Consider the following 16,413-nt stretch of genomic DNA (forward strand, 5'->3'; position numbering starts at 1 on the left):
CGTAAGTAATATTTATAGCTACCAAAGTGCCTACGGCGCAAGCTTCAATCGACGCGTGAAAACATTTTCAGACCGACTGAAGCATGCTCGTCTCTTGCGTGGCCACACGCAGAAGACCGTCGCACGCCTGGCGCGCCTCTCGCAAAGCGCGATCGGCAGCTATGAAAGCGGGCTGCGGCATTCCAGCCGTTCGCTGCGCAAACTGGCGCAAGTCCTGAAGGTCGAGCTCGAATGGCTCGAAACCGGCAAAGGCCCCATGGAGCTTCCCATGGAAGGCTACGATCTCACCGATACGCTGCCGCCTGTCAGTGGCGTATCCGAATCGCTGCCGCGCCCTGCCGGCCGCCGTCCGCGTCCGCAGGCGCCATGGCCGTTTCCCAACATTGCCCCCGCGCAGTTCGATACGCTGACCCCGGACGACCGGGCCATGCTCGAAGCCCTGACGCAGACCTTCATTGAAATGGCGCAAGCGCGCCGCGGCGTGAAACCCCGCGGCCGCAAGGCCGGCTGACCACGGCCCGCCCCCACCGCAGCAGGACAAAAAAAACCCGGCCAAGGCCGGGTTTCTTGCGCGTGGGCCCGATCAGGGCTTGGCGGGCGCCGGAGCCGGCGCGGCACCTGCAGCCGGTGCGCTTTCGCCGCGGATCTTGGCAGCGATGTCGGACGCGGCCTGGGCCGACGGCACGCCGAAGGCCAGCACGCCACGGTTCAGGGGTTCGCCGATTTTCGGGGCGGCGATCAACTCGCGGTCGATGACCAAGGCCAGCATGTTGCCAACGTTCTGGCTGCTGATTTCGTTCAACTTGCGAGCGCCGGCTTCCGAGAAGCGCAGGCCAACGAAGTTGGCGCCTTGACGGTCGACCAGGGCGGCGGCTTCGGTCAGATCCGCACGGGTCAGCGCCGGTTGCTGCTGCAGGTAGATCTTGCCATCCGGCAGGCTCAGTTCGACCAGGCCGGCGCCCGGCTGGGCCTGTGCCACATAGAACTCGACGATCGAAGCGGTAGCCGGTTGTTGGCCGGAAGGCTGCTGTTGGCCCGCCGTGTCGGGCGTGGCGGCGGCAGCGCCGGGTTTGGTCGGGGCGGTCTTGCAACCTGCAAGCGCAAGGGTCATGACGACCAGTGCAGGCGCCAATTTGCGTAGGGTCAGTTGCATGCTCGATTCCTTCTTAAGTGGACTGGAGCCGAAGGACTGACCCCCGGCTGACGGGAAAAAGTGTACAGAACATGTATGGCAGTGTCTCCGCAGTCTGATTCCAAATGTAAACCGGTACTACCGCCAGCGCCATGACACGGAGCCACCCCACATGCGCCTGCTGCCGTCCGCCAGCCGCCCGCGTTACCGCGATGCAGCATCGCCCCGCATTCGCCTCCCGCCCTGGCAGGCTCTATACTTCGCTTTCGCGCAGGGGTACTCGTCGCGCCATTACGGCCCGACGTGTTGAGAGAGTCCCTTCGTACCAGTACGGATAATGCCGATGCTGGGAGCCGTATTCCCGCCATGCCACGCATGGCGGGAGTCCATTCCCGATCGGCTCCAAACCATTCGCTTGGAGCTTTCCATGAACGCCAATCCCAAATTCCTGGCCGCCACCGCCGAAGTCGACGCGGCCGCGGTCGCCCCCTTGCCCAAATCCCGCCGGGTCTACGAAGTCGGTTCCCGCCCCGACATCCGCGTGCCCTTCCGCGAGATCGAGCAAGACGACACCCCCACCATGTTCGGCGGCGAAAAGAATCCGCCGCTGACCGTCTACGATTGCAGCGGTCCCTACACCGACCCGGACGCCAAGATCGACATCCGCCGCGGCCTGCCCGAACTGCGCCGCGCCTGGATCGAAGAGCGCGGCGACACGGAAGTGCTGTCCGGCCCCACCAGCGATTACGGCAAGGAACGCCTGACCGATCCCAAGCTGACGGCCATGCGCTTTGACCTGCAACGCCCGCCCCGCCGTGCGGTGGCCGGCGCCAACGTCTCGCAGATGCACTACGCCCGCCGCGGCATCATCACGCCGGAAATGGAATACGTGGCCATCCGCGAAAGCCTGCGCCGCGAGCACTACCTGCAAACGCTGCGCGACAGCGGCCCGGATGGCGAAAAGATGGTCAAGCGCCTCTTGCGCCAGCACCCCGGCCAATCGTTCGGCGCCGCCATCCCCGCCGCGATCACCCCGGAATTCGTGCGCGACGAAATCGCCCGCGGCCGCGCGATCATCCCCGCGAACATCAACCACCCCGAAGTCGAACCGATGGCCATCGGCCGCAACTTCCTGGTGAAGATCAACGCCAACATCGGCAACTCGGCCGTCAGCTCCGGCATCGGCGAAGAAGTCGAGAAGATGACCTGGGCGATCCGCTGGGGCGGCGACACCGTGATGGACCTGTCCACCGGCAAGCACATCCACGAAACCCGCGAATGGATCATCCGCAACTCGCCGGTGCCGATCGGCACGGTGCCGATCTACCAGGCGCTGGAAAAGGTCGACGGCAAGGCCGAAGAACTGACCTGGGAAATCTTCCGCGACACGCTGATCGAGCAAGCCGAACAAGGCGTGGACTACTTCACGATCCACGCAGGCGTGCGCCTGCCGTTCATCCCGATGACGGCCGACCGCATGACCGGCATCGTGTCGCGCGGCGGTTCGATCATGGCCAAGTGGTGTCTGGCGCACCACAAGGAGAGCTTCCTCTACGAGCGCTTCGAGGAAATCTGCGAAATCATGAAGGCCTACGACGTCAGCTTCTCGCTGGGCGACGGCCTGCGCCCGGGTTCGGGCTACGACGCGAACGACGAAGCCCAATTCGCCGAACTGAAGACGCTGGGCGAACTGACGCAAGTGGCCTGGAAGCACGACGTGCAGGTGATGATCGAAGGCCCCGGCCACGTGCCGATGCAGATGATCAAGGAAAACATGGAGCTGCAGCTGGAACACTGCCACGAGGCGCCGTTCTACACGCTGGGCCCCCTGACGACCGACATCGCCCCCGGCTACGACCACATCACGTCGGGCATCGGCGCGGCGCTGATCGGCTGGTACGGCACGGCGATGCTCTGTTATGTGACGCCCAAGGAACACCTGGGCCTGCCGAACAAGAAGGACGTGAAGGACGGCATCATCACGTACAAGATCGCCGCCCACGCCGCGGACCTGGCCAAGGGCCACCCCGGCGCCGCGATCCGCGACAACGCGCTGTCCAAGGCCCGTTTCGAGTTCCGCTGGGACGACCAGTTCAATCTGGGCCTGGACCCGGACACGGCCAAGGAGTTCCACGACGAAACGCTGCCCAAAGACTCGATGAAGGTGGCCCACTTCTGCTCGATGTGCGGCCCGCACTTCTGCAGCATGAAGATCACGCAGGACGTCCGTGATTACGCGGCTGCCCAGGGCGTCAGCGAGAAGGATGCGCTGCAAAAGGGAATGCAGGAAAAATCAATCGAGTTCGTTAAGAAAGGGGCCGAGGTTTATCATCGGCAGTGATCTTCTGATCGTTGTTTGAAGCGCGTGGGTTCTGTTCTTGAGCCGCGCGTGACGGGGGCGGTGTGGGGTAGGCGGGGCTACGATTGCGGTCCGGAGCCTTCGCTCCGGACTCCCCCGTCCTCATCCTCGTCCAGGCCTTCGGCCTTCCCTACGGATTCCGTCGGGCGCATCTAACGCCCCGCCTACCCCACACCGCCCCCGCCACGCGCTCACGATGAGGATTAACCTCGATTGCTGGGGCGAGTGGTTTGCTTGGCATGCTAGCCACCATCGGAGGAGGGGTTGGCGGGGTGGGACGGTGCCCGCCTCGTGCCGGCCGCGCGGGCGGCCTTACGAGGCTTACGCGGTGTCTTGCGGGCACCGATGCCGCTCTCGCGCTTGCGAGGCATCACATCTTTTAATCCACAGCTGAATTGACGCCGCCTTCCCACCGATCTTCTATCGGCGCGGATGCCGCTGCGTTCCACATCAATGTGCAGCGCCCGATGGGCGGCGCGCGAGACAGTCAACATGCGCAAGCCAGTGCCCGCTCGCGCCGCCCATCACCGCCCCTCCCCCAACATGCGGACCCACTAGAAAACCAATCTCCACCAGCGCGAAGCGCAACCGCAACACTGTCAGCAACACAAATGCCAAACGTGGCCGCCCGCGCGGCCGCGGCTTGGCGACCCTGTAGATCTCATGCCCTGACCACAGGTCTAGCAGCGCAACGAACCGAGACACGCGTAGCCCGGCGCGGGGGTGGCTTGCGAAGTGGGCAACCTCGATGCGCCCGAGGGAATCTGAAGGGAGCCGAAGGCGGACGAAGATGACGAAGGGGAAGTCCGGAGCGAACGCTCCGGACCGCAATCGTGGGCGCCCACTCCGCAAGCCACCCCCGCGACGGGCGACCTACGAAGCACCGGGTGACCTACGAAGCACCGAGCGACCGACGAAACACCGGACAATCGACGAAGCAATCCCCAACCTACAACGCCAAGCGTTAAAGCAGCTTCCCAGGATTCATGATCCCCTTAGGATCCAACACCCGCTTGATCTCCCGCATCACCCGCAACTCCAACGCATCCTTGCTATGCAAGAAATGATCCCGCTTCAACTGCCCGATCCCGTGTTCCGCACTGATGCTTCCCCCGTACCGGTTCACCTCATCCAGCACCGCATCCGTAATCGCCGCCCCATGCTCCGCCACCCAGCCCTTGTCTGCGCCCGCCGGCCTGGACAGGTTGTAGTGCAGGTTGCCGTCGCCGAAGTGGCCGAAGATGAACGGGCGCAGGTCCGGGTAGAGTGCGCGGATGCGGGCTTCGGCCGATGCCATGAAGTCCGGGATGCTTTCGATCGGCAGCGATACGTCGTGCTTCAGGTGGGGGCCGTCCGCGCGTTGGGCTTCCGAGATTTCCTCGCGGAGTTTCCATAGCGCTTGCAGTTGCGCCAGCGATGCCGACACCGCCGCGTCCAGGCACAGGCCGCGTTCCAGCGCCGTGCCGATCACGTTTTCAAGCAACGCCGTCAGCGCAGCCTCGTCCGCCGTGTCCGCCAATTCCACCAGCACATAGGCCGGGTAGCGCTGGTCGAACGGTTCTTGTACGCCTGCCGCGTGCGTCAGCACCAGGTCCAGGCAGTCGCCCGAGAAATACTCGAAGGCTTGCAGGCGCGCGCCGCATTGCTCGAACAGGATCTCGAACAGCTGCAATGCCTGGGCCGGCGACTCTACCGCCGCCAGCACCACCGAACGCACGTCCGTGCGCGGGAACAGACGCAGCGCCACTGCCGTAATCACGCCCAGCGTGCCTTCCGAACCGATCAGCAGCTGCTTCAGGTCGTAGCCCGTGTTGTCCTTGCGCAGCGTGCGCAGGCCGTTGAAGACCTCGCCGTTGGGCAGCACCGCTTCCAGGCCCAGCACCAGCTCGCGCGCCATCCCGTAGCGCACCACATTCACGCCGCCGGCATTGGTGGCGACGTTGCCGCCGATCTGGCTCGAGTCTTCCGCGGCCAGGCTCAGCGGCAGCAGGCGGCTGGCGTCTTGCGCGGCGCGGCGCAGGTTGCCCAGGATGCAACCGGCTTCGGCCACCATCGTATTGGCCACCGTGTCGATCGACCGTACGGCATTCATGCGATCCAGGCTGAGCACCACATTCACCGGCGCCGCATCCGGCGTGGCGCCGCCGCACAGGCCCGTATTGCCGCCGCGCGGCACCACCGGCACGCCGGCCTCGTTGCAGATCGCCAGGCAGGTCGAGACCTCGGCCGTCGTGCGCGGGCGGACCACCGCCTGCGCGTGGCCGTTGTACAGGCCGCGCCAGTCGGACAACCACGGGGCGATGTCGGCCTGGGCGGTGTAGACGGTATCGGAACCCAGGGCCTGGACCAGGCGCTGTGCAATATCGGTTGAGCTCATGATGTCTATGGAGAAACGGGGAAAAGGGAATCGAGTTGCAGGCGGCCGGCGGCCTGGCGCAGGTGGCGCACCGCCATGGCGCGGGCGCTGTCCGCGTCGCGCGCTTGAATCGCGTCGAACACGGCCACGTGTTCCTGGTGCACCGAGTGGGTCATGCCTTCCTGGCGCCGGCTGTTCGAACGCGCGGTGCTGACGGCCAGGCGCAGTTGCAGGTTCAGGTATTGCAGCAAGTCTTGGTAGAACGGGTTGTGCGTGGCGGTCGCGATGGCCAGGTGGAATGCAATGTCGTGTTCCACGCTGTGATCGGGATGATCCAGGTCGCGTTCCAGGTCGGCCAGCGCGCGGGCCATGGCATCCAGGTCGGCGGAGGTGCGACGCTGCGCGGCCAGGGCCGCGGCGCCGCCCTCCAGTTCCATGCGCAATTCGTAGACGTTGGCCAGCTGTTCGCGGCTGACGGCGATATCGGCCGGCACCAAAAAGCCTTGCGCGCCCGTGCGCGACAGCACCACGCTGCCCGACCCCTGGCGGCTCTGGATCAGGCCCTGGGCGCGCAGGCGCTCGGTCACTTCTCGAATGACCGCGGCGCTGACACCGTATTGCTCGGCCAGCACCCGGCCCGGCGGCAGCTTGGCGCCCACGGGGTAGACGCCCTGGGCGATGTCGTCGGCAATCTGGCGGGCGACCTGTTCGGTCAGGGTAAGGGTCTTGGTCAGCATGGCGCCGCCAGTATAGCGCAGACTTTTCAGGTTATCTGATAACTTTGAAGAGACTGGGTCACCCGATTGGTCGACCCACCGCGACGGGTATGGCTCGCCGCATGCCGCTGCCAGCAGGCATGCCCATGAGACACCCCGCTGCCCTCACGCGGCGGCGGCAGCCCCGCCGGCCTCGGCCTCTTCCAGCTCCGGCGCCCCCGCCACGGCGCAGCGGCGTCCGCCCCGAGCCTTGGCGCGGTAAAGCGCCGCATCCGCCGAGTCCAATACCGATTGGGCTTTGCGGTTGGCGCCTGAAATGATGGAGATGCCGATGGACAGCCCCACGCTGACGCGCGTGCCGTCGGCCAGGGTGATGGGCTGCGTGGCATCGCGCAGCAGGTGGTTGCCCAGGCGCAGCGCGGCGGTTGCATCGATGCCGGTGGCCAGCACGATGAATTCGTCGCCGCCGATGCGGGCGGCCACGTCGTCCACCCGCAGCATGGCGCGCATGCGCTGCGCGATGGTTTTCAGCACATGGTCGCCGGCCGCGTGGCCGTGCGTGTCGTTGATGATCTTGAAGTCATCCATGTCCATGTAGAACAACGCAGCCGCGCTGTCGTGTTCGCGCGCGCTGGTGCAGATGCGTTCCAGCGCGGCTTCCAGTCCGGCACGGTTGGCCAGTCCGGTCAGGGCGTCCAGGCTGGCGCGACGCTCGTTCTCGCGCTCGGCCAGCATGGTGGACACCAGAATGCGCCGCAACCGCTGCGACGCGATGCTCATGCTGACCAGGTAGAACGGGATCTGGATGAAGACAATCGCCGTGACGATTTCACCGGCGAACAGCGCGCCCAGGCACATCGGGCCCAGGCTCAGGAAGATCATCGCGGCAACCAGCCGCGGCGCGCCGTAATTGCGAAAGCAGATGCCCCCGGCCATGGCGCCGCAGGACACCCCGGCCAGCGTGGCCGCCAGCCAGTCGTGGTTCAGGAACGTGATGAACACCCCGTAGCCCACGCTGAACGCCCACAGCAAGGCCAGCAGGATGTAGATGTCGGTGTGGGTATTGCCGCCGCGCGCGGCGTTGCGCAGGGCCGATCGCAGGATCGTGACGCGCACCAGGGCCAGCACGATTTCCAGTACCAGCCACGAGATGTAGAGCGGCTCGGGGCGCCGCCAGGTCACGACGCCGGAGATCATCAGGGTATTGATGACACCGCCGGCAAAGATGGGCAGGGTGCCGAACAGGCTGGCGATCAACGCGGCGCGGATATCCGCGGGAGTATCTTGCCCGGAATGCGTCAACCAACGGGTCAGCCGCCACTTGGGCAGGCTGAAGCTCAATCCTGCTGTTTCCACACCGTCACGTCCAAAGCTGCCCGTCCATATGCGATAGGCTGGCTGGCGTTATAGCAGGTATTTCAAACCTTTAATATTGTCCGCAAGGGCAATGCCTTCCGGATTTTAGGGGGACGGAATACCCGCGCCCCAGCCCGCTCAATGTCCGCGATGGCCGCAGACGGCGCATTCCGGATCACGCTGCACATTGACGCTGCGCCACTGCATCGTGCGCACGTCCAGCCAGAGCAGGCGCCCGGACAGGCTCTCGCCCACGCCGGACAGCAGCTTCAGGGCCTCGGCGGCCTGCATGCTGCCGATGATGCCTACCACGGGGGCAAACACGCCCATCGTGGCGCAATTGGCTTCTTCGACGTCATCGGCTTCGGGGAACAGGCAGTGATAGCACGGCGCGTTGTCGTCGCGCAGGTCGTACACGCTGACCTGGCCGTCGAAACGGATGGCCGCGCCCGACACCAGCGGCTTGCGGTGCTGCACACAGGCGCGGTTGATGGCGTGGCGGGTGGTGAAGTTGTCGGTGCAGTCCAGCACCAGGTCGGCCTGCGCCACGGCGTCGGACAGGGCCTGGCCCTGCAGGCGCTCGACGCGGGCATGCACGCGGGCCTGAGGGTTGAACGCGGCCAGCATGTCGCGGCCCGATTCGGCCTTGGGCCGGCCGACGCTGGCCGTGGTGTGGAGGATCTGGCGCTGCAGGTTGCTGAGCTCGACGACATCGTCGTCAGCCAGCGTGATGTCGCCGACGCCGGCCGTGGCCAGGTAGAGCGCGGCAGGCGAACCCAGTCCGCCCGCCCCTACGATAAGCACACGCGCCGCCAGCAGCTTTTCCTGCCCTTCGATACCCAGCTCGTCGAGCAGGATGTGGCGGGCGTAGCGCAGCAGTTGCTCGTCGTTCATTTGTCCTTGCTGGGCTCGACTCCGGTCGGCGTGATCTTCATGCGCTGGGTGTTGCCCGTGCCAGGCTTGGCATCCGCCTTGGCCTGGGCGCGGGCCGTGCCCTTCTGCACCGGCTTGCCGGCCAGCACGTTCAGCGCCTGCTGCAGCTGGAAGTCGTCCTTGCCGCCGAATTCGAACACCTTCGTCGGAACGTCGACGTTGTCCTGGTCGGAATTGGACTTCACTTCGTTGGACGTGCCCGGGTTGGACAGGTGGCGTTGCAGGTCGGCTTCGCGCGGCAGGCGGAACAGGTCGCCATCGGCGGTATCGGCCACGACGTAGTCGGGTTCGATGCCGGTCGCCTGGATCGAACGGCCGCTGGGCGTGAAGTAACGCGACGTGGTGAGCTTGACCGCGGTGGTTTCGGACAGCGGCAGGATCACCTGCACCGAGCCCTTGCCGAAGGTACGGTTGCCCAGCACCTTGGCGCGCTTGTGGTCTTGCAGCGCGCCCGCCACGATTTCCGAGGCCGAGGCCGAACCGACGTTGACCAGCACCACCATCGGCACGGTCTTGGTCCAGGCCGGCAGGCCCGACAGGTAGTTGCTTTCGCCACGGGCGTATTCCGACGGGACCGCCAGGTACTTGTGGCGGGCATCCGGCGTACGGCCATCGGTCGAGACCACCAGGGCATCGGACGGCAGGAACGCGCCGGACACGCCGATGGCGCTGGTCAAGAGGCCGCCCGGGTCATTGCGCAGGTCCAGCACCAGGCCCTTGGGAGCTTCCTTGGCGCCAAGGTCCTTGAGCTGCTTGGCCAGGTCGACGCCCGTCTTTTCCTGGAACTGGGCGATGCGCACGTAGGCCACGTTGTTGTCCAGCATCTTGCTGCGCACGCTGCGCACCTTGATGATGTCGCGAACGATCTTGAGCACGATCGGCTGCGGCCGGTCAGCGCGCATGATGGTCAGCGTGATGGGCGATTTGGGCGCGCCGCGCATGAGCTTGACGGCGTCGTTCAGCGACATGCCCTTGGTGGGCGTGTCGTCGATCTTGATGATCAGGTCGCCGGCCATGACGCCTGCGCGCGCGGCGGGCGTGTCTTCGATGGGCGAGATGACCTTGACGAAACCGTCTTCGGCGCCGACCTCGATGCCCAGGCCGCCGAATTCGCCTTGCGTGGCCGTCTGCATTTCACGGAATGCGTCGGCGTCCAGGTAGGCGGAGTGCGGGTCCAGGTTCGACACCATGCCCGAGATGGCATTGTCGATCAGGGTCTTGTCGTCGACGGATTCGACGTAGTTGTTCTTGATCGCGGCAAAGACGTTGCTCAGTTGCCTGAGTTCGTCCAGCGGCAGGGGGCTACCGCGCTGGGCGACAGCCGTCACGCCCACGCTGAGCAAGACACCTGCCACCGCACCGATGGCAATCAGACCGAAACCGCGAAACTTGCGAGTGCTCATGCACACTTCCCGAATTTGTTTTCGCCGATGAGGGTTTGGCGAGGGTTTGGCTGTACCAGCCCCTTTACTGCTTTACTGCGCCAGCCACTGGGCCGGATCCACAGGAGCGCCACGATGGCGAATTTCAAAGTATAGGCCGGATTCCACTTGGCCGCCGGTCGCGCCGACCGTAGCAATAGTATCCCCTGCCGCGACGGAATCGCCCACCCGTTTGAGCAGGCTTTGGTTGTAAGCATAGACGGTCAGGTATTGCTGCCCATGATCCACAATGATGAGGTTGCCGAAACCTCGCAGCCAATCGGCGTAGACCACCGTGCCGGGGGCCACCACCTTGACGGGCGTGCCTTCGGCCGCGCGCAGCACCACGCCCCGCCAGACACCGCCGTCCGGGCGATCGACCCCGAAACGACCCTGCACCTGCCCCCGCACCGGCGCGGCCAGTCCGTGACGCAAGCCGTTGCCACCGCCCACGGGCGGCGCCGCACGCTGGGTCGGCTGGGTGGATGCACTACGGGTTGGAGCGGCTTCCTCTGGAACTGGTTCCGCCTTTTTGGGGGGGTCCGCGGGTTTTACCGGAGGCGGCGCCTCGGCCGGGCCGGTCAGGCGCGTCTGGCGCTGTTCAGCTGGGCGCAAGCCGGCGGCATCGGGGTCGGCCACGGCGACGGGGCCGCGGGATTGCCGCGATGCGGCTTCGACCTGCTCGCGCGCCTCGGCGGCTTCGCGGGCCTCGCGGGCGGTACGGTCGCGGCGGGCGTTGTCGGCCGCGGCCTTGTCGGCGGCCAGCTTGCGGTCAGCCTCGGCCTTCTTGCGGGCTTCGTCCGCGCGGCGGTCGGCTTCGGCCTTTTTGCGGGCCTCTTCGGCGCGGCGGGCTTCCTCGGCGCGGCGCACTTCTTCGGCGCGGCGCCGCGCTTCTTCCGCTTTGCGGGCCTCTTCGGCCTGCTTGACGATGGCCGCGTCCAGATCGGTGATCAGGCGCGACAGGCGCTGGTCGTCGCGCCCCAGCTTGTTGGCTTCGGCGCGCTGGGCGGCGATCTGCCCTTCCAGTTGCGCCAGCAAGGTCGCGCGGGCCTTTTGCTGGCCCACCAGCGCGGTCTTTTGTTCGGAGGTCTCGGCCACGCCTTTTTCGATCTCGGCGCGGCGGGCGTCGGCCCGGCCCTGCAAGGCGGCCAGCCGGTCGATATCGGCTCGCAGCGCGTCGACGGCGCGGGCGCGGGCCTGCGACACGTAGTCGAGATAGCCGAGGTTGCGGCCCAGCACCTGGGGATCGTCGCCCGACAGCAGCGCGGTCCAGGGCGACAGGCCGCTGGTGTACTGGGTGCGCAACTGGTCGGCCAGTTCCACGCGGCGCTTGGCCAGCACGGTCTGTTGCGCGGAGATCTGCTTTTCCAGGCTGGACAGGTCCGCCGTGGCCTGGCGGTTGGCGTCAGCCAGTTCCTTCAGGCGCAGATTGATCTTGGAAATTGAAGATTCGGACTGTTTCAGCGCGTCGGCGGCCTCTTTGCGGGCCGCCTCGCGCGTGTCGATATCCTTTTGCAGGTTATCGATGCGGTCGCGCAGCTGGGCCTGCTGTTTTTCAGCCTCGGACTGGCGACCGGCGAGGTCGTTGGGCGCGGCGTGCGCCGACAGCGCTCCGCCGGCCAGCATGACCGCCAACAACAACCCCGCCATGCGCACCATGGATATCAGTCCTTCTTAGCCTTGCCTTGAGCCGCGACCGCGGCCATGGCCGCCTCGATCTCGGCGGCGTCGCCCAGATAATAGTGGCGGATGGGGCGCAGGTCATCATCCAGTTCATACACCAGCGGCTGCCCGGTGGGGATGTTCAGGTTGACGATGTCGTCGTCCGAGACGTTGTCCAGGTGCTTGATCAGGGCGCGCAGGCTGTTGCCGTGAGCGGCGATCAGGACCTTGCGGCCGGCCCGGATGGCGGGGGCGATGGAATCGTTCCAGAATGGCAGCACGCGTTCCACGGTGTCTTTCAGGCACTCGGTGGCCGGCAGCTGGTCAGCCGGAATCTTGGCGTAGCGGCTGTCGAAACGGGGGTGGCGTTCGTCGTCCAGCGACAACGGGTTGGGCGCAATGGCGTAGGCACGGCGCCAGATCAGCACCTGCTCGTCGCCGTACTTGGCGGCGGTTTCGGCCTTGTTCAGGCCTTGCAGGGCGCCGTAGTGGCGTTCGTTCAGGCGCCAGTTCACGCCCACGGGGGTGTACATGGCGTCCATGGCGTCCAGGGCGATCCACAGGGTGCGGATGGCGCGCTTGAGCACCGACGAATAGGCCAGGTCGAAGGTGTAGCCTTCTTTCTTGAGCAGTTCGCCCGCCTTGCGGGCCTGTTCGCGGCCCGTGTCGGTCAGGTCGACGTCGGTCCAGCCGGTGAAACGATTTTCAAGATTCCACTGGCTTTCGCCGTGGCGCATGAGGACAAGTTTATGCATGGTTTGGCACGCTTGTAACGCGGGTTAAAGTGAGGGAATGCGCTCATTTTATAATTGAGCGATTTTGCCCTTGATTTTGCCCCGGCGCACCCGTCGATTTCCCGGCGCGGCGCTTCAGGGTTCGCCTTTACCAGGCTAGACGCCGCACTTCAGGATGCCCCGTGGACCTTCTGCAATTCTTGCTCGATAAAAACAACATCTTCATTGTCGCCGTAACCCTCGTTTCGGGCGTCATGCTGGCCATTCCGGCCCTGCGCAAGGGCCGTACCGGCTCGGCCGTGAGCACCACGGAAGCCATCCAGATGGTCAACCAGCGCCAGGCCGTCTGGGTCGACGTGCGCCCCGCCGAACAATTCCAGGCCGGCCACATCGCCCAGGCCCGCAGCCTGCCGGCCGCCGACCTGGAACAAAAGATCGCTTCGCTGCCCAAGAACAAGCCGCTGGTCGTGGTTTGCGACAATGGCCGCGATTCGGCCCGCGCCGCCACCAAGCTGCGCGCCCAGGGCTTTGCCGACGTAGTGCCGCTGGAAGGCGGCATGCGCGCCTGGCTGGCCGCCAGCCTGCCGGTCACCCAGAAGGGTTGAACCCGCGCGCCGCGCCCCCACCTTACCGATAGAATCCGCCTGGAGCGCCTATGAATAAAGTTGTCATGTACAGCAAGGACTATTGTCCCTATTGCGCCCGCGCCAAGGCGCTGCTGGAGCAGCGCGGCGTGACCGACCTGGAAATCATCCAGATCGACCGGGAACCCGGCCAGCGCGATCTCATGATCGAACGCACCGGCCGGCGTACCGTGCCGCAGATCTTCATCGGCGATACCCATGTCGGCGGTTGCGACGACCTGATGGCCCTGGACCGCTCGGGCGGCCTTGCCCCCTTGCTCAACGGCTAAGCGCCCCGGCCCTGGCCCATCGCCCCTTTTTGCCCCCTCCCACCAACGGAAACACTCATGGCTGATCAAGACCAAAACACCCAGCAAGAAGGCGGCAACGACGCGCCCTCGTTCAATCTGCAGCGCGTCTACCTGAAAGACCTTTCGCTGGAAATGCCGAACGCGCCCCACGTCTTCCTGGAACAAGAAGCGCCCCAGGTTGAAGTGAGCATCACCGTGGGCGGCCAGCGCCTGGCCGAAACCGTGTTCGAAACCACGGTCACCGTCACCGTCACCACCCGCGTCAACGACAAGGTCGTGTACCTGGTCGAAGGCACGCAGGCCGGCATCTTCGAAGCCGCGAACATCCCCGAAGAGCAGCTCGACCCGCTGCTGGGCATCGTTTGCCCGACCATGCTGTACCCGTACCTGCGCGCCAACATCGCCGATGCGATCACCCGCACCTCGATGCCGCCGCTGCACCTGACGGAAGTCAACTTCCAGGCCCTGTACGAACAACGCCTGGCCGAACTGCAGCAGCAGCAAAGCGGCGCCAACGGCAACGGCAATGGCAGCGACTCGGGCATCATCCTGCCCGCCAGCGCCACCCGCCAGTAAGGCACGCCGCGGCACCCCATGAACCTGCCCAATCCGCCCAGCCTGCGCGTCGCCGTCCTGGGCGCGGGTAGCTGGGGCACCGCGCTGGCGGCGGCCGCAAGCCGCCGCCACCCCACCGTACTGTGGGCCCGCAATCCCGCGCAAGCCGCCGACATGGCCGCTCGCCGCGAAAACGCGCGCTACCTGCCCGGCATCGCCCTGCCCCAGTCGCTGGACATTTCTTCCGACCTGGACGCCACGCTGCACAGCCTGCAGCAAGCCGGCGCCACCCCCTTGATCGTGCTGGGCGTACCCGTGGCCGGCCTGGCCGCCACCTGCGCTGAACTCTCGCGCCGCCTGCCCGCCCTGGGCCTGCAAGACACCCCCATCGTCTGGACGTGCAAAGGCTTCGAAGCCGACACGGCCAGACTGCCCCACGAAATCATCCGCGAAGCCCTGCCCGGCGCCGTCGGCGGCGCCCTGTCCGGCCCGTCCTTCGCCCGCGAGGTTGCCCAAGGGCTGCCCGTGGCCCTCACCGTCGCCAGCGACAGTGCCGCGCTGCGCGCCGCCACCACCCAGGCCTTTCACGGCGCCGCGCTGCGCGTCTACGCCAGCAGCGACCTGGTCGGCGTGGAAGTCGGCGGCGCCCTCAAGAACGTCATCGCCGTGGCCTGTGGCATCGGCGACGGCCTCGCCTTGGGCACCAATGCCCGCGCCGCCCTCATCACCCGCGGCCTGGCCGAAATGACCCGCTTCGGCGTCGCGCTGGGCGCGCAAGCCGAAACCTTCGCCGGCCTCACCGGCCTGGGCGACCTGGTGCTGACCGCCACGGGCGAACTCTCGCGCAACCGCCGCGTGGGCCTGGAAATCGGCGCCGGCCGCAAATTGGCCGACATTCTCGCCAGCGGCATCACCGCCGAGGGCGTGCGTTGCGCCCGCGCCGCCCTGGAACGCGCGCGCGCCATCAACGTCGAGCTACCGATCACCGAGGCCGTCTGCGCCGTGCTGTTCGACGGCGTGGCCCCCATGACCGCGGTGTCCGCCCTGCTGGCGCGCAACGCCCGTGACGAACAAAGCGACGGCGGCGGCTGATTCCCGCCCGCCGCCAGGCCCCCTTCCCGTCCAAGAACAACACGACGCACGACACCCCAGGAGACATCCTTCATGACGCAAACCCGCAAATTCCGGGTCGGCCCCCTGCTGCGCGGCCTTTGCCTGAGCCTGGCGGCCATTCTGCCCGCCGCCGCCCACGCCGATTGGCCCGATCGCCCCATCCACATGGTGGTGCCGTTCCCGCCCGGCTCGTCGCCCGACATCCTGGCGCGCACCATCGCCGAACCGCTGGCCCAGGCGCTGGGACAACCCATCGTCATCGACAACAAGACCGGCGCCGGCGGCAACATCGGCACCCGCATCGTCGCCCAGGCCAAGCCCGACGGCTACACCCTGCTCTACACCATCAACGGCCCCCTGGTCACCGCCCCCACGCTCTACAAAAAGACCCTGGGCTACGACCCCCTCAATGACCTGGCCCCCGTGACCCTGGTCGGCACCAGCCCCAACGTACTGGCCGTGCCCGGCAACCTGAAGAACGTCAACAACGTCCAGGACTTCGTCAAGATGGTCAAGGAACACGGCAGCTCGCTGAACTACGGCTCCGTCGGCCCCGGCAGCTCGGCCCACCTGGCCATGGAAATGTTCAAGGAACGCGCCGGCATCGACATGGCGCACATCCCCTACGCAGGCTTCCCGCAGGTCATCAGCGCCATCATCGGCGGCGACATCCAGGCCGGCTTCATGGTCCCCGCCATCGCCATGCCCCAGACCCGCGACGGCAAAGTCAAAGTCCTGGCCGTCACCAGCCTGGAACCCAGCGACACCCTGCCCGGCATCCCCACCATGGCCTCCCAGGGCTACCCCGACTTCGAGGCCATCTCCTGGAACGCCATCCTGGCCCCCGCCGAAACTCCGATGCCCATCATCGACCGCCTGAACAGCGAACTGACCCGCATCATCAACAGCGACACGGTCCGCAAGCAGATGGCCCTGCAATACTTCACCCCCGCCCCCTCCACCCCCGAAGCCCTGACCGTCCGCATCCAGGACGAAAAGGCCCGCTGGGACCAGGTGATCCAAAAGCTGAACCTGTCGCTGGACTAGGCAAATAACCGACGCCCCCCTGCGCGCAATCACCCGCCCCCCCCAACCGCGCGCAGCGGCATCGGCACCCGCAAGACACCGCGTAAGCCTCGTAA

15 protein-coding genes are annotated in these 16,413 nt (G+C 66.2%); 7 read left to right on the forward strand and 8 right to left on the reverse strand.

The genetic code is table 11. From position 1 onward, the window contains the following. The first annotated feature begins 55 nt into the window (after positions 1-55). Positions 56-511 (forward strand): helix-turn-helix domain-containing protein, encoded by a 456-nt coding sequence (locus tag HV798_RS06380; RefSeq protein WP_175191596.1) that lies wholly within the window; start codon positions 56-58, stop codon positions 509-511. Positions 512-583: 72 nt separating this feature from the next. Here HV798_RS06380 and HV798_RS06385 read toward each other — a convergent pair whose 3' ends face one another. Then, positions 584-1,153 (reverse strand): SecDF P1 head subdomain-containing protein, encoded by a 570-nt coding sequence (locus HV798_RS06385; protein WP_175191595.1) that lies wholly within the window; start codon positions 1,151-1,153, stop codon positions 584-586. Between the two features lie 406 nt (positions 1,154-1,559). Here HV798_RS06385 and thiC point away from each other — a divergent pair, with 406 nt between their 5' ends. Then, complete coding sequence (gene thiC, locus HV798_RS06390; RefSeq protein WP_175191594.1) at positions 1,560-3,473, forward strand: phosphomethylpyrimidine synthase ThiC; 1,914 nt, start codon at positions 1,560-1,562, stop codon at positions 3,471-3,473. A gap of 982 nt (positions 3,474-4,455) precedes the next feature. Here thiC and HV798_RS06395 read toward each other — a convergent pair. The 7 genes from HV798_RS06395 to gpmA all read right to left on the reverse strand — a co-directional run bounded on the left by HV798_RS06395 (position 4,456) and on the right by gpmA (position 12,690). Beyond that, on the reverse strand, positions 4,456-5,868 hold the full coding sequence (locus tag HV798_RS06395; RefSeq protein ID WP_175191593.1) for an FAD-binding oxidoreductase: 1,413 nt from the start codon (positions 5,866-5,868) through the stop codon (positions 4,456-4,458). Positions 5,869-5,873: 5 nt separating this feature from the next. After that, a complete protein-coding gene (locus HV798_RS06400) occupies positions 5,874-6,584 on the reverse strand; it encodes a FadR/GntR family transcriptional regulator (protein ID WP_175191592.1) in 711 nt (236 codons plus the stop codon). Between the two features lie 144 nt (positions 6,585-6,728). Then, positions 6,729-7,904: a GGDEF domain-containing protein gene (locus HV798_RS06405; protein ID WP_175191591.1), complete on the reverse strand. Its 1,176-nt coding sequence runs from the start codon at positions 7,902-7,904 to the stop codon at positions 6,729-6,731. A gap of 153 nt (positions 7,905-8,057) precedes the next feature. Then, complete coding sequence (locus tag HV798_RS06410) at positions 8,058-8,813, reverse strand: HesA/MoeB/ThiF family protein (RefSeq protein ID WP_025138391.1); 756 nt, start codon at positions 8,811-8,813, stop codon at positions 8,058-8,060. Next, complete coding sequence (locus HV798_RS06415; protein WP_175191590.1) at positions 8,810-10,255, reverse strand: S41 family peptidase; 1,446 nt, start codon at positions 10,253-10,255, stop codon at positions 8,810-8,812. The genes HV798_RS06410 and HV798_RS06415 overlap by 4 nt, the downstream gene beginning before the upstream one ends. 72 nt (positions 10,256-10,327) lie before the next feature. Next, complete coding sequence (locus HV798_RS06420; protein ID WP_175191589.1) at positions 10,328-11,932, reverse strand: murein hydrolase activator EnvC family protein; 1,605 nt, start codon at positions 11,930-11,932, stop codon at positions 10,328-10,330. Between the two features lie 5 nt (positions 11,933-11,937). Continuing rightward, positions 11,938-12,690 (reverse strand): 2,3-diphosphoglycerate-dependent phosphoglycerate mutase, encoded by a 753-nt coding sequence (gene gpmA, locus HV798_RS06425; protein WP_025138388.1) that lies wholly within the window; start codon positions 12,688-12,690, stop codon positions 11,938-11,940. Between the two features lie 161 nt (positions 12,691-12,851). Between gpmA and HV798_RS06430 the strand changes: the two genes are divergently transcribed. From HV798_RS06430 to HV798_RS06450, 5 genes are all read left to right on the forward strand, one after another. Beyond that, positions 12,852-13,274: a rhodanese-like domain-containing protein gene (locus HV798_RS06430; protein WP_175191588.1), complete on the forward strand. Its 423-nt coding sequence runs from the start codon at positions 12,852-12,854 to the stop codon at positions 13,272-13,274. A 50-nt stretch (positions 13,275-13,324) separates the two neighbouring features. After that, positions 13,325-13,582 (forward strand): glutaredoxin 3, encoded by a 258-nt coding sequence (grxC, locus tag HV798_RS06435; RefSeq protein WP_025138386.1) that lies wholly within the window; start codon positions 13,325-13,327, stop codon positions 13,580-13,582. 57 nt (positions 13,583-13,639) lie between these two features. Continuing rightward, complete coding sequence (gene secB / locus HV798_RS06440; protein WP_025138385.1) at positions 13,640-14,179, forward strand: protein-export chaperone SecB; 540 nt, start codon at positions 13,640-13,642, stop codon at positions 14,177-14,179. A gap of 18 nt (positions 14,180-14,197) precedes the next feature. Beyond that, a complete protein-coding gene (locus HV798_RS06445) occupies positions 14,198-15,250 on the forward strand; it encodes an NAD(P)H-dependent glycerol-3-phosphate dehydrogenase (protein ID WP_175191587.1) in 1,053 nt (350 codons plus the stop codon). 72 nt (positions 15,251-15,322) lie between these two features. Then, on the forward strand, positions 15,323-16,318 hold the full coding sequence (locus HV798_RS06450; RefSeq protein ID WP_175191586.1) for a Bug family tripartite tricarboxylate transporter substrate binding protein: 996 nt from the start codon (positions 15,323-15,325) through the stop codon (positions 16,316-16,318). The last annotated feature ends 95 nt before the right edge of the window (positions 16,319-16,413 follow it).

The sequence above is a fragment of the Achromobacter deleyi genome (genome assembly GCF_902859705.1).
Classification (GTDB): Bacteria; Pseudomonadota; Gammaproteobacteria; order Burkholderiales; family Burkholderiaceae_B; genus Achromobacter; species Achromobacter deleyi.

What these genes read in the sequence shown, in the direction of transcription:
- HV798_RS06385 (WP_175191595.1), bottom strand. Translation starts at nt 1,153, where the DNA reads ATGCAACTGACCCTACGCAAATTGGCGCCTGCACTGGTCGTCATGACC.
- thiC (WP_175191594.1), top strand. Translation starts at nt 1,560, where the DNA reads ATGAACGCCAATCCCAAATTCCTGGCCGCCACCGCCGAAGTCGACGCG.
- HV798_RS06395 (WP_175191593.1), bottom strand. Translation starts at nt 5,868, where the DNA reads ATGAGCTCAACCGATATTGCACAGCGCCTGGTCCAGGCCCTGGGTTCC.
- HV798_RS06400 (WP_175191592.1), bottom strand. Translation starts at nt 6,584, where the DNA reads ATGCTGACCAAGACCCTTACCCTGACCGAACAGGTCGCCCGCCAGATT.
- HV798_RS06410 (WP_025138391.1), bottom strand. Translation starts at nt 8,813, where the DNA reads ATGAACGACGAGCAACTGCTGCGCTACGCCCGCCACATCCTGCTCGAC.
- HV798_RS06415 (WP_175191590.1), bottom strand. Translation starts at nt 10,255, where the DNA reads ATGAGCACTCGCAAGTTTCGCGGTTTCGGTCTGATTGCCATCGGTGCG.
- HV798_RS06420 (WP_175191589.1), bottom strand. Translation starts at nt 11,932, where the DNA reads ATGGTGCGCATGGCGGGGTTGTTGTTGGCGGTCATGCTGGCCGGCGGA.
- gpmA (WP_025138388.1), bottom strand. Translation starts at nt 12,690, where the DNA reads ATGCATAAACTTGTCCTCATGCGCCACGGCGAAAGCCAGTGGAATCTT.
- grxC (WP_025138386.1), top strand. Translation starts at nt 13,325, where the DNA reads ATGAATAAAGTTGTCATGTACAGCAAGGACTATTGTCCCTATTGCGCC.
- secB (WP_025138385.1), top strand. Translation starts at nt 13,640, where the DNA reads ATGGCTGATCAAGACCAAAACACCCAGCAAGAAGGCGGCAACGACGCG.
- HV798_RS06445 (WP_175191587.1), top strand. Translation starts at nt 14,198, where the DNA reads ATGAACCTGCCCAATCCGCCCAGCCTGCGCGTCGCCGTCCTGGGCGCG.
- HV798_RS06450 (WP_175191586.1), top strand. Translation starts at nt 15,323, where the DNA reads ATGACGCAAACCCGCAAATTCCGGGTCGGCCCCCTGCTGCGCGGCCTT.